The organism is Rhabdobacter roseus, assembly GCF_014202275.1.
GTDB lineage: Bacteria > Bacteroidota > Bacteroidia > Cytophagales > Spirosomataceae > Rhabdobacter > Rhabdobacter roseus.
The window spans coordinates 528,326-548,375 of sequence record NZ_JACHGF010000001.1; the positions used below are offsets into that span (position 1 = coordinate 528,326).

The 20,050-nt window shown below is 55.3% G+C and carries 18 protein-coding genes; 5 read left to right on the forward strand and 13 right to left on the reverse strand.

All coding sequences use genetic code 11. The features are described from left to right. Positions 1–101 precede the first annotated feature (101 nt). Both arsS and HNQ92_RS02220 read right to left on the reverse strand, forming a co-directional pair. The gene (gene arsS, locus HNQ92_RS02215; protein ID WP_184170257.1) at positions 102–1,151 is read right to left on the reverse strand and encodes an arsenosugar biosynthesis radical SAM (seleno)protein ArsS; all 1,050 of its coding nucleotides are present in this window, start codon (positions 1,149–1,151) and stop codon (positions 102–104) included. 36 nt (positions 1,152–1,187) lie between these two features. Beyond that, entirely contained in the window at positions 1,188–1,520 is a 333-nt protein-coding gene (locus tag HNQ92_RS02220) for an arsenosugar biosynthesis-associated peroxidase-like protein (protein ID WP_184170260.1), read from the reverse strand. Positions 1,521–1,643: 123 nt separating this feature from the next. On the opposite strand from HNQ92_RS02220, the gene HNQ92_RS02225 reads away from it, so the two are divergent. Continuing rightward, positions 1,644–2,621 (forward strand): 1-acyl-sn-glycerol-3-phosphate acyltransferase, encoded by a 978-nt coding sequence (locus HNQ92_RS02225; RefSeq protein ID WP_184170263.1) that lies wholly within the window; start codon positions 1,644–1,646, stop codon positions 2,619–2,621. Positions 2,622–2,734: 113 nt separating this feature from the next. Here the strand turns inward: HNQ92_RS02225 and HNQ92_RS02230 are convergent, their stop codons facing one another. Both HNQ92_RS02230 and HNQ92_RS02235 read right to left on the reverse strand, forming a co-directional pair. Continuing rightward, on the reverse strand, positions 2,735–3,793 hold the full coding sequence (locus HNQ92_RS02230; protein WP_184170266.1) for a VOC family protein: 1,059 nt from the start codon (positions 3,791–3,793) through the stop codon (positions 2,735–2,737). Between the two features lie 29 nt (positions 3,794–3,822). Further along, complete coding sequence (locus HNQ92_RS02235; protein ID WP_246439494.1) at positions 3,823–4,593, reverse strand: TIGR04283 family arsenosugar biosynthesis glycosyltransferase; 771 nt, start codon at positions 4,591–4,593, stop codon at positions 3,823–3,825. Between the two features lie 165 nt (positions 4,594–4,758). Between HNQ92_RS02235 and aroB the strand changes: the two genes are divergently transcribed. Beyond that, positions 4,759–5,793 carry a 3-dehydroquinate synthase gene (aroB, locus tag HNQ92_RS02240; RefSeq protein WP_184170269.1) on the forward strand — a complete coding sequence of 345 codons (1,035 nt, stop codon included), beginning with the start codon at positions 4,759–4,761 and terminating at the stop codon, positions 5,791–5,793. A 95-nt stretch (positions 5,794–5,888) separates the two neighbouring features. After that, positions 5,889–6,458 carry a DUF4136 domain-containing protein gene (locus HNQ92_RS02245; protein ID WP_184170271.1) on the forward strand — a complete coding sequence of 190 codons (570 nt, stop codon included), beginning with the start codon at positions 5,889–5,891 and terminating at the stop codon, positions 6,456–6,458. Positions 6,459–6,573: 115 nt separating this feature from the next. Here HNQ92_RS02245 and HNQ92_RS02250 read toward each other — a convergent pair whose 3' ends face one another. After that, on the reverse strand, positions 6,574–7,281 hold the full coding sequence (locus HNQ92_RS02250; protein ID WP_184170274.1) for an ATP-binding cassette domain-containing protein: 708 nt from the start codon (positions 7,279–7,281) through the stop codon (positions 6,574–6,576). A gap of 8 nt (positions 7,282–7,289) precedes the next feature. Continuing rightward, entirely contained in the window at positions 7,290–8,405 is a 1,116-nt protein-coding gene (locus HNQ92_RS02255; RefSeq protein WP_184170277.1) for an acyltransferase family protein, read from the reverse strand. A 364-nt stretch (positions 8,406–8,769) separates the two neighbouring features. Between HNQ92_RS02255 and HNQ92_RS02260 the strand changes: the two genes are divergently transcribed. Then, positions 8,770–10,521 (forward strand): beta strand repeat-containing protein, encoded by a 1,752-nt coding sequence (locus tag HNQ92_RS02260; protein ID WP_184170281.1) that lies wholly within the window; start codon positions 8,770–8,772, stop codon positions 10,519–10,521. 144 nt (positions 10,522–10,665) lie between these two features. Here HNQ92_RS02260 and HNQ92_RS02265 read toward each other — a convergent pair whose 3' ends face one another. Genes HNQ92_RS02265 through HNQ92_RS02280 form a run of 4 tightly spaced genes read right to left on the reverse strand, consistent with a single transcriptional unit; the run spans position 10,666 to position 16,998 of the window. After that, positions 10,666–12,336, reverse strand: coding sequence for a complex I subunit 4 family protein (locus tag HNQ92_RS02265; protein WP_184170284.1), 1,671 nt, complete (start codon positions 12,334–12,336; stop codon positions 10,666–10,668). A gap of 42 nt (positions 12,337–12,378) precedes the next feature. Next, complete coding sequence (gene nuoL / locus HNQ92_RS02270; RefSeq protein WP_184170287.1) at positions 12,379–14,355, reverse strand: NADH-quinone oxidoreductase subunit L; 1,977 nt, start codon at positions 14,353–14,355, stop codon at positions 12,379–12,381. A 60-nt stretch (positions 14,356–14,415) separates the two neighbouring features. Further along, positions 14,416–15,621: a serine hydrolase domain-containing protein gene (locus tag HNQ92_RS02275; protein ID WP_343062890.1), complete on the reverse strand. Its 1,206-nt coding sequence runs from the start codon at positions 15,619–15,621 to the stop codon at positions 14,416–14,418. A 57-nt stretch (positions 15,622–15,678) separates the two neighbouring features. Further along, complete coding sequence (locus HNQ92_RS02280; RefSeq protein ID WP_184170290.1) at positions 15,679–16,998, reverse strand: T9SS type A sorting domain-containing protein; 1,320 nt, start codon at positions 16,996–16,998, stop codon at positions 15,679–15,681. 317 nt (positions 16,999–17,315) lie between these two features. Here HNQ92_RS02280 and HNQ92_RS02285 point away from each other — a divergent pair, with 317 nt between their 5' ends. After that, positions 17,316–17,735 (forward strand): hypothetical protein, encoded by a 420-nt coding sequence (locus HNQ92_RS02285; protein ID WP_184170293.1) that lies wholly within the window; start codon positions 17,316–17,318, stop codon positions 17,733–17,735. A 67-nt stretch (positions 17,736–17,802) separates the two neighbouring features. Here HNQ92_RS02285 and HNQ92_RS02290 read toward each other — a convergent pair whose 3' ends face one another. The 3 genes from HNQ92_RS02290 to HNQ92_RS02300 form a co-directional block, all read right to left on the reverse strand. Further along, positions 17,803–18,726, reverse strand: a complete 924-nt coding sequence (locus HNQ92_RS02290) for a hypothetical protein (protein ID WP_184170296.1) — start codon at positions 18,724–18,726, stop codon at positions 17,803–17,805. Positions 18,727–18,791: 65 nt separating this feature from the next. Continuing rightward, positions 18,792–19,565, reverse strand: a complete 774-nt coding sequence (locus HNQ92_RS02295) for a TPM domain-containing protein (protein WP_184170299.1) — start codon at positions 19,563–19,565, stop codon at positions 18,792–18,794. Between the two features lie 9 nt (positions 19,566–19,574). After that, entirely contained in the window at positions 19,575–20,015 is a 441-nt protein-coding gene (locus HNQ92_RS02300; protein ID WP_184170302.1) for a TPM domain-containing protein, read from the reverse strand. Between the last annotated feature and the right edge of the window lie 35 nt (positions 20,016–20,050).

The following is a 20,050-nucleotide window of genomic DNA, read 5'->3' on the forward strand; positions in this document are numbered from 1 at the left end:
ATTTGTACAAATTTACGCATGCTCAGGTACCAAAAAAAATAGGGCCCCCAAGACAAGGTACCCTACAAGCCATTAACCTAAAAAATTGATAATTAGTTGCTTCAGGTGGTAGTACCCCCGCAGCTCGAACCCGCGCCGGCCGTACAGCCATAGCAGTGCTGGTGCAGCACGATGTCGCGCTGCTGGAGCGCCGAGTCATCAAAGTCCCTGATGTGCCGGGGAGCGGTAGGGGCTACGGGTAGTTCCAGCATTTGGTTGAAGTCGCAGTCGTAGAGGTACCCGTCCCAGCTCACCGACAGCGTGTTGCGGCACATAACACCCTGAGCCGCCGCCGGATTGAAGGCATTGACGAGCTTTTCCAGGTACCCATTAAAGTTGCCCGACGTAAAGAGATAGTCGAGGTAGCGGCTGATGGGCATGTTGGTAATGGCGTACAAATCGTTGAACACAATGCCAAATTCGCTCCAAAGTACCCGTTTAAACTGCCGCTTGAGCCCTTCCTGCGGACCGGGCAAAAAAGCCCCGGCGGGGTTATATACCAGGTTGAGCAGCAGCCCGCTGCCTTCTTTCCCGTAGCCCACGGCGTTCAGCATTTGCAGCGCCCGGACGGATTCTTTAAAAACACCCTTTCCCCGCTGGCGGTCGGTTTTGTCGGCGTTATAAAAGGGCAGCGAGCTGACGATCTCCACGCCGTGGTCGCGGTAAAATGCGGGCAGGTCGTGGTACTTAGGGTTGGCTACAATGATGGTAAGGTTGCAGCGCACCATCACGTGCTTTCCTAATTTATGGCACTCCTCCACAAACCACCGGAAGTGCGGGTTCATTTCGGGCGCGCCGCCCGTCAGGTCCACGGTGGGTACGTCCGAAGTGGCCAGGGCGTCCAGGCAGAGCTGCATGGTGTCGCGTGTCATGATCTCTTTGCGGTCCGGGCCCGCGTCTACGTGGCAGTGTGCGCAGGTCTGGTTGCACATTTTACCCAGGTTGATCTGAAAGATCTCCATCTGGGTAGGCCGAAGCGGAAAAAGCCCCGCTTCAGCCAGCCGCTGCTGAAACAACGGAAGACCCAGCTGGTCGCGCAGGCCCGCTTCGAGGCGGTCCAGTTGCGTCAGCGGATCGGCCAGGGCGTGCTGGGTGGCGTGTAGGCTTTTCATAGTGATATCGTTGGTTTAATGCGCGGGGGTACTTTTTTACATCGACAACTCCTTGACCTTATTCATCATTTGCACGCCGTGCACCAGTGAGGAGCCGCCCCGGATGGCCGCCGCCACGTGGATGGCCTCCATCATTTCCTGTTCTGAGCAGCCTTTTTCGAGGGTGTCTACCGAGTAGGCATCGATGCAGTAGGGGCACTGCACGGTGTGGGCCACGGCCAGGGCAATGAGGGATTTCTCGCGGGCGGTGAGGGCCCCTTCGGCAAATACTTCGCCGTAGTAGGCAAAGAACTTTTCGGCCAGGCTGGGTTGAAATTCACCAATGTTGCCAAATTTTTTCAGGTCTTCGGGGTTGTAGTAGGTCTTCATACCGGGGGAGTCATTGGAAGTTAAAGAATAGTTTGCCAATAAATAAATGAATACTTATGCTTTAAACCTACGTCAGAAAGCATTTATTTTGATCACGCTTCTCTAAAAATAAACGTTATTCCCTTGGTTTACTACTTTTCTCGGTTCCTCATCCGGCTGGCCTTGCCGATCTTTCTGCGGCGACTCTGCGTGTTTAATAAACAGATCGTCCCTACGCACGGCCCGGTGCTACTGGCCTCCAACCACTCCGGTTCCTTTTTTGACGCCCTGGTGGTGGGGGCCATCGTATCTCAGCCCATTCATACCTTCACGCGGGGCGATGTGTTTCGTAACCCCAAAGTAGCTTTTTGGCTGCGCCAGATCAATCTGATTCCCGTATTCCGGGGCTCGGAGGGACGCCACAACCTAAAAAAAATAGACGATACCATTTTACGCAGCCTGCGGGTATTGCGCCAGGAGGAAATCGTGCTGGTTTTTTCGGAAGGAGTGTGTGTGAACGAATGGCGGCTGCGGCCGCTGGGCAAAGGTACTGCCCGCATGGCGCACCAGGCTTGGTTTGGGGAGGAAGGGCTGGCGGAGCTGGCTGTGATCCCGACGGGGCTTACCTACGAGCACTACCGGGGCACGGGCAAGCGGGTGGTAGTTAAGTTTGGGGAGCCCATCCGGGCTGCCGACATCGCTACGGCTCCCGCCGACTACGAGAAATGGCTGCGGGAATTCAATGAGCTACTCACGGCACGCATGCGCGCTACGATCCTGGAAGTACCTGCCCAGGCTACTCCCGGCGAGCAGCAGCAGCACTTGCAGCAGTACTTGCAGGTGTGCCCGGTACCGCCTACACCGGCCCTGGCGCGGCCCCTAGGTACTTTGGGCCGCGCCCTGCACCGGCCGCTCTACCGCGCCCTCAGCCAATGGGTAGCCCGCCGCACCGCCGGTACCGTCTTCTACGACTCGGTACTTTTTGGCCTGCTGGTGTACCTGTACCCGCTACTGGTGGTACTTCTCTCACTGCTGGTAGGTACTTTGGCGGGCTGGCCCTGGGGTACTTTGGTATTTGTGGGGGTACCTCTGCTGGCCTACCTGGGCAACCGCTTCCGCTAGCCTGGGCTCCGGTACCTTCACCAAGGTACCGGCTGCATTTAAAGAGCAATACTTTATACAAATCCGCAGGTCGGGCCTCGCAGGCCGGGCCGCGGACGGCTAGTTGCGGACGGCTAGTCGCGGACGCGGCTGAGGCTCATCATCCGGAGCATCCAGTTGGGGAGTGGCTTCTGGTGTTTTCTTTTTTGCAGGTCCAGGTACCAACCTATTTTTTTCAGAATGGGTAGTTTGTGGGTTTCTACCAGCTCAATGAGCGTGCCATCCGGATCTTCTACGTACGCAAAGCGCCCCGCCGCCGACTCCATCCCGAACGACTCCTCGCTATCGACCGTGAAGGGGTACCCTTTGTCTCCCATGCGAGTTTTGAGGGCTTTCATGTCCAGGGCGTCAAAACACACGTGGATGTACCCACAGTCGCCCCAGTAGCGGTCGGCAAAAAGCCGCCGCGGCTCGCGGTCCAGGGCCTGGATGAGCTCGATCTGGACGTTGCCCAGGAGCTGGCTGAACGCCCCGTGGCGCGTTACGGTTTTGCGTAAAAGTACCCTGCGAAAGCGCTGGCCGGGGGTGGAAGTGGGCAGGTCAGCGAAGGTACCGGTCTGGTCATAAACTACCTCGCAGGGATTTAATAAATGCTGGTAAAAGCGGAGCGAAGCGTCCACGTCCGACACGCCCACTACCACGCCCGCTACGCCCCCCGTAGGCTGGTCGTTTTGCTGAAACCAGGACGAATCACCGGCTACCTGAAACACGTTGCCGTCCGGGTCTTTCCCCCAGAAACCATCGCCCTCGGGTAGTTTGGCGAAAGTACCCACGTTGGCCTGGGGCTGGGTTTTGACCCAGTCGTAGGCGCGGCGGGCATCGGGGGCTTTGAAACGAATGGCAAAAATGCCGAGATCGCCCGGCTCGGCCTGAAACGCGCAGGGCTGCGGCGTGCGGTCGGTGAACTGCCAGATCTCCAGTCCGCCGCCGCCGGCCATGTTGAGGGCCATCACGGCGTGCCTGCTTTGTACGTTTCCGCCGGTGTAGTTGACCATCAGGCGGGCTTCGGAGCGATCATCAAAAACGGGGACGTCAAAGCCTAGTACCCGACGGTACCACTGCCAGGCTTTGGGGACATCGGTGACACCAATGCCTACTTGTTGAATACCGGAAATAAGCGGACTGCTGCTCATGAGGGGGGAATTGAAAGTAATAAAAAGAGTTAGGGAGTATGGTTTACCAGGGGCGGGCTGGCGGGACGTTTTTCCAGCGATAGCCCGTATTTTTCTACCTGGATAAGGTACTTGTACGTTCGGATTAATTTCTGCTGCGAGTACCCCAAAAAGTACATGCTCATGACTACCGCGTTGGCCAGGTTTACGCGCAGGTAGCTGTTGTGAAGGTACTTTCGGGTAGAAATAACGACGGCTTTGGGAATAATTTTGAACGCATACTGACGCCGGGCGCGCAGGATGAACTCGTAGTCTTCCATCACGAGATGATCTTCCCGGTAGCCACCTAACGACCAAAAGAGGGCTTTCGGTATGAAAAGCGTCTGATCGCCCCCGCGGCACCAGATCCGGTCGAAACGGGTACAGTAGGCGTTGAATCGCAGGGCGGCACTGGGCTTATCAAACTGAGACCGGTAGCAGCCCAGCGAATAGCCTTCGTCCAGCGCCTGCTGAATATCCGCTACGTAGTCCGGGTGGATGTGCACGTCGGCGTGTACAAAGTAAAGTACCTCGCCGGTGGCCACGGCGGCTCCGGCGTTCATTTGGTAGGCCCGCCCCGGCCGGTCCGAAATCAGTACCCTGGCCCCGGCTTGTCGGGCCACGGCGGCGGTATTGTCCTGGCCAGGCGTGTCTACGACAATGATTTCTGCCAAGTAGTTTTGGCCATAGTGCCGCAGCTGGGCTACTAGATGCCCAATATTCGCTTCCTCGTTATAGGTAGGAATAATAACACTGATCGGCCTATGAGCTGGTGTTTCCAAACGTGTAAGCGCTCGCTGGTTTTTGAAAGCAAAGGCAATTGTACTAAAAAAAATACGAAAATAGACAAAAAATAGATGGAGTCGTCGGGATGGTAGGGACAAATTCCTGGGGGCCGTCGTATCTTTGAATTCCTTACTGCGTATTTTTTGTCCTTCTCGTTTCCTATGCATCATTCCGTCCAAATTGCCCCCATTGCCGAAAGCCTACCGGCTTTTCTGGCTCAAAGCTCCTATTCTAAAGTACTGGCCATTGCCGATACCCACACGAGCCGCCACTGCTACCCGCTGGTGAAGCCCTGGCTGGGCAAGCACCAGCTCGTTAAAGTACCTAGTGGCGAAACCCACAAAACGCTAAGTACCTGCGAGACCATCTGGCAGGCCATGACCCGTGCCGAGCTGGATCGCCACGCGCTGGTGGTTAACATCGGTGGCGGGGTGATCGGGGATATGGGTGGTTTTTGTGCGGCCGTCTACAAGCGGGGTATTGATTTCATCCAGGTACCTACTACCCTGCTTGCTCAGGTAGATGCCAGCGTGGGCGGGAAGCTGGGGATTGATTTCCACGGCTTTAAGAATCACCTGGGCGTATTCACCCAGCCCCAGCGGGTACTTATTGACCCGGTATTTCTCCAAACCCTACCCGAGCGGGAGGTACGTTCGGGCTTTGCCGAAATTGTGAAACACTGCCTGATTGCCGATGTAAATAAATGGCAACACATTCGGGCTCGGGATTTTCAGGAGCAAGATTGGCCCGACCTGATTGCTCATTCGGTCAGCATCAAGAAAAAGGTAGTAGAGCAGGACCCGACGGAGAAAGGGCTTAGAAAAATATTAAATTTTGGCCATACCCTGGGCCACGCCGTGGAGACGCACTTTCTGAGCAAACCACCCAGGGAACGATTATTACACGGAGAAGCCATTGCGGTGGGAATGGTCATGGAAAGTTATCTGGCTTTTAGAAAAAAAATGATTGACCGCCAAACACTTGAATCCGTTGAGGAGTTTATTTTTTCTACCTACGGACGCATCCGAATCACGGACTCCGACGTAGGTAATATTGTGGCGCTGACCCGACAAGACAAAAAAAACCGGGCAAACGTGGTACGATTTTCTTTATTAGACCAAGCCGGTAGCTGTGCCTACGATATAGCAGCCAGTGCGGCGGAGATGCGCCAGGCCATTCTATATTATATTGGCTAGAGTATGAGCTTGAGAATTTAGGAGGTAAGCTATTGATTATTACTGATTAATACTTTATATTTCGTGTTTGAACCGTAAAAAATCTACAAAAGCGTATGGTAAAGTCTGCTACGATAGGATGTGCTGCTTTTTTCGCCTTAATTCTGGCGGGATGTTCGTTTGGTCGAAAGGTATTTGTCGAACACGATTACAGCTACGAAACTAACTTCAAGAACTACTCCACTTATACCTTCCTGGAGTGTGAACGCGATACCAACAACCTTTGTACCGAAATATACGAGGCGATTCGTCGGCAAATGCAGGCCCGTGGCTACAAGCTCACGGCCGATAAACCCACACTTTTGGTCAATTACGGAATTTTTTACGACAACCTTCGGTACCAGGGCTACATGCAGCCGGTGATCAAGAACTGGGTAGATACCGAAAACGAGGGTTTCCGCTACGAACCCATCAAGTACTCCCTGGACAAAGGTACCCTCATTGTGTCCCTCATCGACGCCGATTCGGATCAGGTAGTATGGCGCGGGTACGCGTCGGGGATTCTGGGGCAGGAGAACAACCCCAACAACTACTACCGCAACGTAGTACGGCGCATCTTTGACCAGTACCCGCTGTTTGCCAAAGGCTACGATCCCCGCCGGTACACCGAAGACATAGGACGTTAGAAGAGAGCACCGGGTTGATTTAACGGTTTTTATATATAGCTATAGTAGGAAAGAGGAGTGGCTTGTCCGATACGCGGCAAGCCACTCCTCTTGGTATATATAAGGTACCTTGCCGCTACACCGTAAGTACCTTAAATACTTCCTCCAGGGACTCGCCCCGCTGGCGGAGGGTACTTAGGGGGCTATCGGCTACGATTTGCCCGCGGTTGATCACGATCACGCGGTCGCAGAGGGCTTCTACCTCCTGCATGATGTGCGTCGAGAACAGGATGGTCTTGTTTTGGCCGGCCGTTCGGATCAGCGTCCGGATTTCCAGCAGCTGGTTGGGGTCCAGGCCCGTGGTAGGTTCGTCGAGGATAAGTACGGCCGGGTCGTGCAGGAGCGCCTGGGCCAGGCCTACCCGCTGCCGGTAGCCCTTCGAAAGCTGCCCGATCTTTTTGCGCTTTTCTACTTCCAGTCCGCAGAGCTGGATCATTTCTTCCACGCGCGCTTTTAGCAAAGTACCCCTTAAGCCGTAGAGCTCGCCCGTAAAAAACAAAAATTCGCGCACGTACATGTCCAGGTACAGCGGGTTATGCTCCGGCAGGTACCCCACCGTACGCCGAGCCTGCTTCGACTCACGGGCCAGGTCGTAGCCGTTTACCTGGGCGCTGCCCGCCGTCGGGTGCAGGTACCCCGTCAGTATTTTCATGGTGGTGGACTTCCCGGCCCCATTGGGCCCCAGAAAACCCACGATCTCCCCCGGCCGTAGCTCGAAGCTAATGGTGTCTACGGCTTTTTGGGTACCGTACTGCTTGGTTAGTTGCGAAACAAGAATGGACATAGGCTACCTCAGATCCGTAGGAAAAGTTTGTTGCGGTAAAGTAAATACATAAAGCTCCACTGAACCAACACGTAGATGACAACGGCACCCACCGCGCGGGCGGGTTCGGCCAGAAAACCCAGCAGTCCGCCAAAAATAGCCTCGGCGGTATATTCAAAATCAATAAACTTCCCCACCAGATAAATGACGATGGAGTTGGTGCCGATCACCAGGAAGAAGAACGTCCAGTGGTGCCAGCGCAGTATGTCTATGATCCCATAGAATAAAGCCAGCAGCAGCAGGCTCCAGCCTCCGGCAAAGAGCGTAAACGAGCTCGTCCAAAGCTGCTTGTTGATCGGAAAGACGAAGTTCCACAGCTGCGCACTGAGCAAGGCCACAACGCCAGCCGCCACCAGGTACAGGGCTTTGTGGCGTTTGGATAAGGCCTGCTCGTTGGTTCGGAGCACATTTCCGGCAAAGGTACCCATCAGGCCCGTAGCGATGGCCGGCAGCGTGGAAAGTACCCCCTCCGGATCGTGAATGCCTTTGTGTAGCCGTCCGGGCAGCAGGAGGCGGTCCAGGTAGCTGGCCGGGTTGCACTCCATGGTGAGCAGGCCCGCTCCGCAACCCGGCACGGGTACCAGGGTCATGAGGAGCCAGTACCCCACCAAGATTCCCCCAAACCACACCCACTGCCCCCTCCGGCTGGCGTAGAGGTAGATGATCTGCGCAAACATACCCGCCAGACCAATGCGCCCCAGCACACTGGGGTAGCGCATGTTTTCCCAGGCCGTGTGGAAGAGGCCGTTGTTGTACAGAATACCCAGCGCCACCAGCACCAGCCCCCGCCTCACTACTTTGGGCAGTAGCTCCCGGCGCGAAGTACCCCTCTCCAGGCGAGCCCCCAGCGAAAAAGGCGTAGAGACGCCCGCCAGAAAAAGAAAAAGCGGGAAGATGAGGTCGTAGGCGCGAAAGCCGTCCCAGCGCACGTGCGTAAACTGCTCGGCCAGGAAAACCGCCCCGCCCCAGCCGGTGGCCTTGGCCAGTACGTGCAGGATATCCTCGCCGCCCGTGATCCAGAACATATCAAATCCCCGAAGGGTATCCAGCGAAAGTAAACGAGTGGGAGTAGAAGCTTCGGGCATAGAGGTGGGTTTTGTTCAGTGCCTAAATGTAAAAAAAGAACGGCGTTAAACGAAAAGCGGGTTGCATCCTCGGCGACTGGTCGTAGAGAAAAAAAACGCACCAAAAGGAGTGAAGACGAGCGTGAACAAACCGGCTTTTAGCGATGACGCAAAGGCTAGGTACTTTTAAAGTAAGCATTATGGAAAATTTATTCAGTATTAGATAAAAAAAACGGGATGCGGCAGGGAGATTCTTTTAGAAAGTACGACTAAGTAAATCACAGGGTAGGTACTGGGCTGACGCTTTCTTACACTTTACTACCCTGGAAAGTTCACCAAGTACTTTACCTAAAATTTTTTATTACACACAAATTCTTTTTACCAAATGAAAAAAATCGTATTAACCGTATCAATGCTTTTGGCAGGTACCTACCTCTTTGCCCAAAGTAACACCGCTACCGTTGACCAGAAAGGCAATGGCAACACTGCCCCTATCACTCAAACGGGACTTACCAACACGGCTACTGTACTTCAAAAAGGCCCTGGTTCGGCCAACGCTAACAACAACGACGGTGCCGTTACCCAAACTGGTACCTCAAACATCGCTACTACTACCCAACAAGGTAGTAATGATGACGCCAGTACCACCCAGCAGGGTAATTCCAATACTGGAATCATTAACCAGGCCGTAAATGGTGTGAATGATGCTACCATCCAGCAAATTGGTGGTAATTCTAATACTGCTACCATCAATCAAGGTGGAAACCGGACGACTGTATTTGGAGTAGTTATTGCCGAAACCCGAAACGATGCCGACGTAACGCAAACGGGAAGCAGTAATATTTCAACGGTAGGTCAAGGAGGTGCTGCTTCGGGCGATAACGACGCGGACGTGCTGCAATCAGGTAATGACAACACCTCTACCATCAGCCAAACGGCCGGTTTAGCAGGTAACAACAACGCCAACACCGTGCAGTCAGGAAATGGCAACACCGAAACGACTACCCAATCCGGTGCCGTAACCAACAACGCACAGACCGATCAGTCGGGTGATGGAAATACGTCTACTACTACTCAAAGTGGTTCAGTTCTGGCCAACAATGCGATAACGGATCAGGAAGGTGATGGAAATAATGCCACTACCATCCAATCAGGCTCAGCCCTAAACGGGTCGTTTACTTACCAGTCGGGTGATGGTAACACAGCTTCAACGACCCAATCGGGAGCCGGAGGAGAGAACACAGCTTTAACGGATCAGGAAGGTGATGGAAATTCCTCTACGATTGGTCAGTCCGCCAGTACGCTAGGTACCAATGGTGCTGAGATCTTTCAGGAAGGAAATGGCAATACTTCTACCGCTACGCAGACGGCCTCAGGTGCGGGCAGTAACTACCTTTTGGTTGACCAGGAAGGGAGCAGTAATAATTCAACGTCTACGCAAGGTGCTAGCTCGGGTGGTGATAACGAGGCCGAGATCCTCCAAGGTGGCAATGGTAATGGTTCTACTTTGAACCAAACTGCCTCTACCCTGGGAGATAACTACGCCGAAATTAGCCAGGAAGGTGATGGTAATACTTCTACTGCTACTCAAGCGGCTAGCACGTCAGGTGACAACGATTTGTATGTTAGTCAAATTGGAAATGGCAATACTTCTACTGCTTCCCAAACGGCTAGCTTAGGTGGTGATAACTACGCCAGCATAACTCAGGGCGGTAACAGTAACACCTCAGTACTTACGCAAACTGCGGGTTTATTTGGTGACAATGAAGCGTTTATTTCGCAAGCGGGTAATGGTAATACCAGCCGTCTTAGCCAAACCGGTGCCAACTACGCGAACATTTCCCAAGCTAGTAACGGGAATTTCTTTGTAGGAGCCACCAATAGTGATCCCGCAATCCAGAATGGTTTCGGAAACGTAATCAATCTATCGCAATTGGGCGGAGATGGCAACGTGACTCGCCTGAATCAAACCGGTAATAATAACACGGTTAAAGGTGTAATTGATGGTTTGGCGATTCAAAATGGTACTAACAACCTGGCAGACATTACCCAAACGGGTAACGGCCATACGTTCAATTTGAGCCAGATTGGTAATAACAATTCCGCGGTAGTTTCGCAGTCTCCCATGATGCCTTAATTCTTATTCCAAATAAGGATAAAAGCAGATCCGGCCGGGCGCAAGCCCGGCCGGATTCGTTATTTATAACGCAAAGCACATTCTAAAGTACCCTGAGGGTGGGTTTAGCCATTGGCCATATAAAGCCGCCAGGTACTTGGGTACCTACCGAAGCCCGCTCAGCCAGGCCTGTACCGTTGGGCCAGTGAGGTCAAAAAGTAGGCCGGGCAGCAAACCCAGCAGGAGCGTCAGCAGCGCTAGAGGTACCAGGAGTCCAAGCTCGCGGGCGGAAAGATCCCGGAGCAGAGGGGTGTCCTGCGGCTGCGCGTACCAGAAAGTACCCAGGAACATCCGCTGAAACGTCCAGAGAAAGTAGGCGGCAGCGAGTACAATGCCCAGCGTAGAAAGCGCCGGTACCCACACGGGCAGGTACTCGGCGCGGAACGCGCCCATGAGCGTAAACAGCTCCCCCACAAAGCCCGAAAAGCCCGGCAACCCCAGCGAAGCAAAGAAGGCTACGCCCGTTAGCACCGCGTAGCGCGGCATGGGGCCGATGAGCCCCCGGTAGTGCTCGATGGTGCGGTTATGGGTGCGGTCGGAAAGTACCCCCGCCAGCAGGAACAGCATGGCCGAAAGGAGCCCGTGGCTTACCATTTGGTACAGGGCCCCGTTGATCCCCTCCGCCGTAAAGGAGGCGATGCCCAGCAGCACAAAGCCCATGTGCGATACCGACGAAAAAGCAATCATCTTTTTGAGGTCGGACTGGGCCAGCGCGTTGAACCCCCCGTACACGATGGAGATCATGCCCAGCACCGCCAGCGGCACCGAGCTATGCAGCGCCTCAGCCGGAAAAAAGCCGTCGACAATTCGAATAAAGCCGTAGCCGCCTACTTTTAGCAAAATCCCCGCCAGTACCACCGATACGGGCGTGGGTGCTTCCACGTGGGCGTCGGGCAGCCAGGTATGTACCGGCACCACGGGTAGCTTCACGGCGAAGCCCACAAACAGCAGCCAGAAGGCCAGCAGGCGGAAAGGTACCCCCGCCAGGGTGAGCGTGGAATCGGGGCTGAGCAAGGTACCTGGCAGGTAGTTGGCGGGGTCGGCGAGGTATTCAAACCGGAAGGTACGTACGATCTGCTCCGGGGCGATCTGCTCATTGACCAGCCACTGCTGCACCTGTCGGATCGCGTCCATGGAGCCAGGTACCCCTGGCTCGAGCAGGCCGATCATGCGGGCGGTTTCCAGGGGGTCCATCACCGAGAGGTACAGCCCGATCATCACAATCAGGATGAGTAGCGAGCCGAAAAACGTGTAGACAAAAAACTTGATGGCAGCGTACTCGCGCCGCGGGCCACCCCACAACCCGATGAGGAAGTACATGGGCAGCAGCATGAACTCGAAGAAGAGGTAGAACAGGAAGAAATCCTGCGCCAGAAAACAGCCGACGATACTCCCGCTCAGGAGTAAATACAGCGAAAAGTACGCTCTGGGCCGCTGCGCGATGGTCCAGGAGCTGATGGCCCCTACCAACAGTACCAGCACGGCCAGCAGCACCAGGGGTAGGCTGATGCCGTCTATTGCCAGGGCGTAGTCGATGGACACCGTGCCCAAGGTACCCAGCGGCAGGGTGATCCAGTCGGCGGCTTCGGTGAGCTGGTAGCGGCTCAGGGCGGGATCAAACGAAAGGTAAATAAGTACCCCCACTATCCCTTCCAGTACCATCACAGCCAGGGTAATGAGGCGGAAGTCGGATGAGCGCTCGTGCGGCCAGGCCAGCATCAGCAGCGCGCCCAGCAGCGGAATGACTATCAGTAAGGTAAGTAGATGGTCGCCCATGTCAACAAAAGCGCAGGTTTAAAGTCGAAGGTACAGGAATAGTTACAGCAGCCATAGCCATAGTAAAAGTAAAAAGAGCCCCAGCACGGTAGTGAGGTAGTAGGTTTGGATTTTTCCGTTCTGGAATAAGCGCACCAGCCGCCCGGCCCGGCCCACCAGGTACGTAATCAGCCACACGCCCCCATCTACGACGTGGCGGTCGATCCAGTTGATCACGTGGGCCAACACCACGGTAGTGCGTCCGAAGGCATTCACCAGGGCGTCGATAAGCCGGGTCTCGATGCGTTGTAGCAAAACGGCGACCTGCTGGAACGGCACGAGGAAAAACACCCGTTGCTGCGTTTGCTCCGAAAATTCCGCCAGCCAGGAAAAGTACCTCTTGGGCGGCCAGGTACCTTCGGGGGGTACTTCGGCCACGGGGGCATCATAAGGTACTTTACCAAATCGAAAGTACCCCCAGCTGATCCCGGCCAGGGTAACGGCTACCGACAGCCAGGGTACCCAAGCCGCGTGGTGATCGGGGCCAGCCAGCCGCGCCATAAACCAACCCGAAGCGGCATCCAGCGGATTAAAAGAAAACCATACAAACAGCGAAAGCAGCGCCAACAGCGCCATAGGTACCCCCATGCGGGCGGGGGCCTCGTGCGGATGAACCTCAGGGTACTTGAGGTACCTTTTTTCACCCATAAATACCAGCCAGACCTGCCGGGTCATGTAGTAGGCCGTAAGGCCCGCGGCGGCCAGGGCCAGGATCGGGATGAGGTAGGCCAAGGTACCTTGCGCGGCGGCCCAGGCAAAGGCTTGCAGAAAAATGGCGTCTTTGGATAAAAAACCCGAAAAGAAGGGCAGGCCGGCCAGGGCGGCCGCGCATACCACAAAGCAGCCAAACGTAAGCGGCATCACCTGCCGGAGCCCGCCCATGGTGCGCATATCCTGCGGATCGTAGCCGGGAGAAGACGAGCCGAGGGGGACCATGGCGTGGATCACCGAGCCCGCCGAGAGGAACAGCCCTGCTTTGAAAAAAGCATGGGTAGTGAGGTGAAAAAGGGCCACTTGCCAGCTACCTACCCCCACGGCCAGGACCATCAGGCCCAGCTGTGATACCGTAGAAAAAGCCAGCACGCGCTTGATGTCCCAGGCCCGGCAGGCGCTGAGCGCGCCACGGAGCATGGTGAAGGTACCTACCAGAAGTACCACCAGCTGGGCCGTGGGCGTGAATAAAAAAGCAATGCGGGCCAGCAGAAAAATACCCGCGGCGACCATGGTGGCCGCGTGGATGAGGGCGGACACGGGCGTGGGGCCTTCCATGGCGTCGGGTAGCCAGGCCGACAGCGGAAACTGGGCCGACTTGCCCACGCAGCCACCAAACAGGCACAGCCCAATGCCCGTCAGCAGGCCGGGCGGCAGGCTTCCGGCAGAATGCGTAAGTACCTCGAAATCCGTGGAGCCGGTAGTATAAAGCAGCAGCAGAATGCCCGTCAGAAAGGCGGCATCGCCGATGCGATTCATGACGAAGGCTTTTTTGGCCGCCCAAACGGCGCGGGGCCTTTGGTACCAAAACCCAATGAGCAGGTAGGACGAAAGCCCCACCAATTCCCAAAAAATATACATTAGCAGCAACCCGCCCGACAGCACAATGCCCAGCATGGAAAAAACGAAGAGCTGAAGGAAAGCAAAGTACCGGTATAGACTACGCTCGTGGCTCAGGTAGGCCGTGGAGTAGATCTGCACCAGCAGAGCCACAAAGTGCACCAGCAGCAGCATGAGCCAGGTAAGGGCGTCGAAGCGCAGCGTGAGCGTAAGGGGAAAGGTACCTATGGATACCCAGTCGAAGGAAAACGTATGGATGCTATCCGGGGCGGCGTAAAGGAAACAAACGAGCAGTCCGGCGGCGGTCACCAATACTCCCGCTGGCCCGGCCAGAAAATTAAGGCGTCGCCCTCCACTCCAGAGTACCAGAAAGGCCAGCAAAGGTAACCCCAGCAGCAGCAAGGCTAGGAGAGCGGAAGGATCAAGCATGAGACGGGTTCGTCATTGACTCGGCAAATATCCTTAATTCAGGGCCGATTTCAAACCCGATTACAAGTCTTTCTCCACATCGTCGGCCTGGGCTTGGCCGTGCAGGACATCGAGCAGGTCTTTGACCTGATATACCGAGCGGTTGTAGGAGTTGCTCAAGATAATAATCACGAAGTCGTCTTCGGGACTCATCCACATGATGGTGTTGTAGCCTTTCCACCAGCCGGTATGGTAAATGTAGCGCGGCTGCTGGCGCTCGTCCAGGTGCATCCGGAAGCCGTAGCCGTAGTTTTTGATGCTTTTTCGTTCAAAACTCCGCGGCATGTAGGCTTCTTCGAGCGTACGTTTTTTCAGCAGGCAGCCCCCCGTCAAGCCCCGGTAAAAGCGGTAGAGGTCTTCGGTGGTTGAATAAAGCCCTTTATCGCCCACTACTTCGTCATAGTAGTCTTTGGGTACGGCGTAGCCGCGCTCGTGGCCCACCGTCCGGAAAAGCTGAGTCGAGTCGTTCTGCACGGTGCTCAAAAAGGTACTTTTCATGCCCAAAGGCGTAAAAATGGTTTTGTCCAGATAAGTACCAAAAGTCATCCCGGAAACTTTCTCTACGATGGCCGCCAGCACGCAGTAGTTGGTGTTGCTGTAGTTAAAGGCGCGGTTGGGGTAGCCGTAGGGCCTTGGGCTGGGTTTGACCCGCGCAAACCACTCCATCACCGCTTGATTGGAGGGGTACTTTCGGCCGTGCCGAACGCTGTCCGGAAACGCGTAGGCGTAGTTGGGCAGCCCGCTTCGGTGGCTCAGGAGTGCCTGGATGGAAATGCCACGGTAAGGGAAGTCCGGGAAAAAACGCTGGATAGAATCTTCCAGACTAAGCTGCCCGGCTTCAACGAGCTTGAGGATGGCTACGGACGTGAACGGCTTCGAAAGCGAAGCCAGCTGAAAAGCATGTTGATTACGAAGGGTATCTTTTTGGCGAAGGTGCGCGTAGCCGAAGGCATTTTCATAAAGTACCACGCCCTTTTGGGCAATGAGCACGTTGCCGTTGAAGCCCGCTTTGCGCTTTTTGCGGAAAATTTCTTCGATCTCGGCCGTTTTGCTTTCGGCGTTGATCTGTTTCCGAATTTTGGCCTCTTGCTCGGCGGTAAGCGGGCTGCCCAGGCATTCGGCCAGGCGGTCTTTGGGTTTCTGGATCTGGCTGTGTTGTTTTTGTTCGCAGGAAAGCCCCCCCACTACTACGGCCATCCACACAGCCCACCGTATGTTTTTCTCCACCAAATAAATCACTACCCTCTACACCAATAAAAAATTAGAAACCGAAATATGCTTTCCTCAACGAATAAGTACTTTGGTATGTTGTTGAAGCCCGTTTTGATGCAGCGAAAGTAAGTAAACGCCCGTAGGCAGCGGCTGGCTGGGCTTGATCTCGATGTAGTCGCCGCCCGTGGCCTGGGCTTTGAAGGAAATCTCCTGCCCCAGCAGGTTGGTGAGCCGGAGCGAAGAAACGTCCGTAGCGTAGGCCCGCAGACGGATCAGGTCCGACGACGCGGGGTTAGGACTGACCAGCAGGGCGGGGGCGTTGGGCCGTACGGTGGCGTCAATGACTTTGGAATACGCGTAGGTACCATCCTGGTCTACCTGGCGCAGGCGGTAGTAGTTGGCTCCCGCGGCGGGCGTTTCGTCGGTGAAAGTATACTGCCGCTTCCCGTCCGACTCACCGGCGGCGGCCAGGCGGCCAATGTCCCCGAACTCTTTGAGGTCGGTGCTGCGCTGAATCACAAATTCCTGGCTATTTTTTTCCCAGGCCGTTTCCCAGGCCAGATCTACCTGGGTACCCAGCGGCTGCGCCTTGAAGTAGGTAAAGGTCACGGGCAGGATACCCGCTACTTCCCGAATGAGGATATTGCTAAGCTGAACCCTTCCCACGCCACCCGTAAAGCGGAAGGCAATGTCGGTCAGGGGTACTTCCTGGGAAGATATGCGAGGCCAGTTGCGCAGGAAATTGGTACCGTTGATCCAGAGGTCGTAGCTTTTGGGGGCCAGCGTATCGTAGCCACCCAGCGGAGTGAGGTAAGGCAGGGGCTGCACGTCGTTGTTCATAACCCAGGTGATCAAAACGCGCCGGTTGTAGATGCCACTGTTTTTGGCACCGGTGCCCGTAATCCGAAACTGAAAATTATCGTTGGTTAAGAGATTAAAGGAGAACTTGGCAAATAAATCATTGTCCGGAGGAATGGCTGCATTGCCTTTGATAAAATTACGGCCTACCCAAAAGTACCCAGCCGTAGTAGCTGATACGGATGATTCAGGTACATCGAACTCCACCTGATAGTACATATTCTTAGGCGAGGGAGAGAAATCGGTAGAGCGCACAAAGCGTCCCGTTCCTGGTCCTGTTTGTGTTCTTTCAAACTCCAGGTACCCTTCGCCGGGGGGAATGCGATAAACTGCCGGAGAAAGGGCGTAGATGCTGTCAAATTGGGTGGCATCGGGCGTGGGCGACATGAACGGGCCGGTGCCATAAAAGCGCTGCTCAAAGTAGGTAGCCTGGGCCCAGGCGCCCGTAGCCAGCAGCCCCGCACTCAGGACAAGGACCAGGGCGGTGAGTCGTATGGATAAGGTATAAGGATGCTTCATACCGGACAAATTCATGTGGACGCGAGTGTGTAACAGGATTATACCCACAAATATACACATTAGCCGGGTAGATTGTTTACATTTTTTAAGCAACGCTCCAAAACCCGGCTCGCCCTGAGGGGCAAGGGGTACTTGGCTTGCCGGGTAGTTTAGCCAGCAGCGAAATCAACCCCAATTTTAAAAAAGGGTGTAGCAAAGACGAAGAAAAATGTGCTATTTTTGGTACGTGGGCTCGTTCCGGCGTAGCCACCAAGCAGCAGCAATGGGATCAGGTAGCCTCTGGAACTACAGTGCCTATGAGGTTTAGAAGCAGTACATTTAAGCAACGCTTTATGGCCAAAAGATTGATCGGCGGGCTCGTGGCCTTAGGTACTTTACTGGCGCTGAGCTGCCAGCCGGATGAACCTTCGCTGGGCGTGGGTGATCCGCGCGTGGCAGGTACCTGGCAACTTCACGAGCGAAGTACCTACGTGGATACTACGCAGGTTGTGGAGCAGGTACCCGTTACGCCGCTCCAAACGCTGCGCTTCACCGACGACGGGCAGATCGCCGCCGAAGGCGAGAAGCTGGTCTACTACCGCAGCGCCAGCTACTACCGCCTCGACTCCGCCGCGGGTACCTTGCGGCTCACTTTTGTGCTCGACCGGCTCAACGGCGACTACCAGCAAAGCCTCCTGATCGCTAACGACACCATGACCCTGCTGCCGCCCTGCGAAGGTACCTGCTACCTGAAGCTGGTAAGGAGGCGGTAATGGCAGCTGCAGTCTCGCCTTATGGAAGCTTGAACAAAAGGAAATACCGCTGCCCGACCAGGTACTTTCAACGTACCGAGAAAGTACCTTCCCCGATCCGGAAGCCTTCGGCGTAGAGCTCCACGGTATAAGTACCCGCGCGAAAGGCACCGGGGCGGTCGTAGAGCACACTTACTTCCTGGTTTGTGTTGGTGTAGTTAATCACCTTGCTCAGGGTGAAGGTTTCGCTTTGGCCCTGGTACTCAAAGGTACCTGAGCCCAGGCCGGTGTCCGATAGCGTCGCGCCGTCGGGGTCCAGAATCCGCAGGTAGATGGTCTTGGACTCGGTCGTGGCCAGCGGATTTTTTTCCAGCCTGAAATCCACCCGAATTTTGTCGATCCGGCGCGCCCGTACCGACTCGCCTTCCTGAAGTTTTCCTTTGGCCGAAACCGCGTAGACTTTCAGTTCGCGCGCCCGTAAGGCCGAAGCCAGGTTGACTTTCGATTCCAGGTCTCGATTTATATCTTGTATTTCCAGCAGCGAGTCGCTCAGCAGCTGCCGGTGCTGCTCGAGGGTACTTTTGGCGGCGGTCAGCGATTCGTTCTGGCTGAGTAGTTGTTGGTTTTCTTTGCGAAGCAGCGCTAGCTCCGTGTCTTTCCGAATCAGGAATTGTTCGTATTCCTTCACTTTGTTTTTAAACGCCTCGTTGAGCGCGGTATTTCCTCTTCGCAACGCCGACCGATCCGCTTCCAGCTGGGCTTTTTGTTTTTGCAGCTCGGTGATATTACCACCCAGGCCTTTTACTTCGGCTATACGGGTGTCCAGCTGTTTGGCGATGGAGTCCAGCTTGATCTCAACCGCCGCCAGCTCTGTCACCCGCACTTCCAAGTCCTCTTCCTGCTGGCGGGTAATGCCCCGTTCGTGGTAGTAGAGGTACCCAAAAACCGCGCACAGGACGGTCATGGTAAGTAGCCCGATCAGCAGCAATCCGGTGGTAGGACGTTCCTCCATGAAAAAAGGGTAGTTTAGGAACCCGTAAGATAGGCAAATAGCCAGGAGAATACGCAACGGGCGGGCTAATAATTACCCCCGGCCCCGCCGCCGCCAAAGCTTCCGCCGCCAAAGCCCCCAAAGCCACCGCCGCCGCTACTTCCTCCGCCCCAGTTGCCCGACGACCTGCCCCAACCCGAATAAGTATCGTAGGGGAAAATGACGGGGCCAACCCCGCCGCGAAAGCCCCGGCCTCCGCGCCCGCCGCCACCGCCTTTGCTCCGCGAAATAATGATAATAATAATCACAAATACGATGATGAACACCAGGGCTCCGCTGGGGGAGCCGTCGTCGCGGTCGCGGGGTTCGGCTTTATACTCGCCGCTGGCGTACTTCATGATTTCGTCCACACCGCGGTTGAGTCCCTGGAAGTAACGGTCGTTTTTAAATTCAGGAATGATCACGTCCGAGACGATACGCTTGGCAATGGCATCCGGGATGGCACCTTCCAGGCCGTAGCCCGTAGCAATGTACACCTTGCGGTCTTTGGGCGCCCACAAAATCACCAGGCCGTTGTTCTTGTCCTTTTGGCCCACGCCCCATTCCCGCCCGAGCTTGAAGGCGTAGTCGGCAATCTCGTAGGGCCCGGTGGTAGGTACAATCACGACCAGGATCTGGTTGGAAGTGGAGTCGTTGTAGGCCACTAGCTTTCGCTCCAGCTCGGCGCGCTCGCCCACGTTGAGTTGCTGCGCAAAATCATTGAGAAGCCGGGGCGGGTTGGGTGGGGCAGGTATCTCCTGCGCCAGCACGCCGCTGACGGTCCACAGGAAGATTAGAAGAGAGCTAAGTCGTTTTTTCATGGCCGGTGGTTACCCAAACGAAATGTCGTCGGGTAGTTCGTTGATGTCGTCCGCTTGGTACGGGAAATATTTTTTCAGCTGCAAACCCGCCTCCCGGATGCCCAGACAGAGCCCGTCGGCGTAGGTACCTTGCGAAAAGTGCTGGCGGAGCAGGTCTTTGGTACTATCCCAGAAACCAACGGGTACTTGCTCGTAAATACCCTTGTCGCCCAGTACAGCAAACTTTCGGTCTTCGTAGGCCAGGTAGAAAAGTACCCCGTTGTGGAGTTGGGTTTGGTGCAGGCCCAGCTGCGTAAAAACCTCCTTGGCGCGCTCCAGGGGTACTTCGTGGGGGCAGTTTTTCTCGATATGTACTTTTACTTCACCTGAAGTCTGGGTTTCGGCTTCCTGGATAGCCGCAACAATGCGCTGTTGTTCTTCCTTGCTCAGAAAATGCGTCGCTTCAGCCATACTTAAAAAGGGTTAGAGGAGCAATGGGTAATTTC

Excerpts from the sequence above, each read along its gene's own strand:
- HNQ92_RS02255 (WP_184170277.1), bottom strand. The coding sequence starts at position 8,405 with ATGCCCGAAGCTTCTACTCCCACTCGTTTACTTTCGCTGGATACCCTT.
- HNQ92_RS02280 (WP_184170290.1), bottom strand. The coding sequence starts at position 16,998 with ATGAATTTGTCCGGTATGAAGCATCCTTATACCTTATCCATACGACTC.
- HNQ92_RS02230 (WP_184170266.1), bottom strand. The coding sequence starts at position 3,793 with ATGAGCAGCAGTCCGCTTATTTCCGGTATTCAACAAGTAGGCATTGGT.
- HNQ92_RS02300 (WP_184170302.1), bottom strand. The coding sequence starts at position 20,015 with ATGGCTGAAGCGACGCATTTTCTGAGCAAGGAAGAACAACAGCGCATT.
- HNQ92_RS02285 (WP_184170293.1), top strand. The coding sequence starts at position 17,316 with ATGGCCAAAAGATTGATCGGCGGGCTCGTGGCCTTAGGTACTTTACTG.
- HNQ92_RS02220 (WP_184170260.1), bottom strand. The coding sequence starts at position 1,520 with ATGAAGACCTACTACAACCCCGAAGACCTGAAAAAATTTGGCAACATT.
- HNQ92_RS02260 (WP_184170281.1), top strand. The coding sequence starts at position 8,770 with ATGAAAAAAATCGTATTAACCGTATCAATGCTTTTGGCAGGTACCTAC.
- aroB (WP_184170269.1), top strand. The coding sequence starts at position 4,759 with ATGCATCATTCCGTCCAAATTGCCCCCATTGCCGAAAGCCTACCGGCT.
- arsS (WP_184170257.1), bottom strand. The coding sequence starts at position 1,151 with ATGAAAAGCCTACACGCCACCCAGCACGCCCTGGCCGATCCGCTGACG.
- HNQ92_RS02290 (WP_184170296.1), bottom strand. The coding sequence starts at position 18,726 with ATGGAGGAACGTCCTACCACCGGATTGCTGCTGATCGGGCTACTTACC.
- HNQ92_RS02250 (WP_184170274.1), bottom strand. The coding sequence starts at position 7,281 with ATGTCCATTCTTGTTTCGCAACTAACCAAGCAGTACGGTACCCAAAAA.
- HNQ92_RS02245 (WP_184170271.1), top strand. The coding sequence starts at position 5,889 with ATGGTAAAGTCTGCTACGATAGGATGTGCTGCTTTTTTCGCCTTAATT.
- HNQ92_RS02295 (WP_184170299.1), bottom strand. The coding sequence starts at position 19,565 with ATGAAAAAACGACTTAGCTCTCTTCTAATCTTCCTGTGGACCGTCAGC.
- nuoL (WP_184170287.1), bottom strand. The coding sequence starts at position 14,355 with ATGCTTGATCCTTCCGCTCTCCTAGCCTTGCTGCTGCTGGGGTTACCT.
- HNQ92_RS02265 (WP_184170284.1), bottom strand. The coding sequence starts at position 12,336 with ATGGGCGACCATCTACTTACCTTACTGATAGTCATTCCGCTGCTGGGC.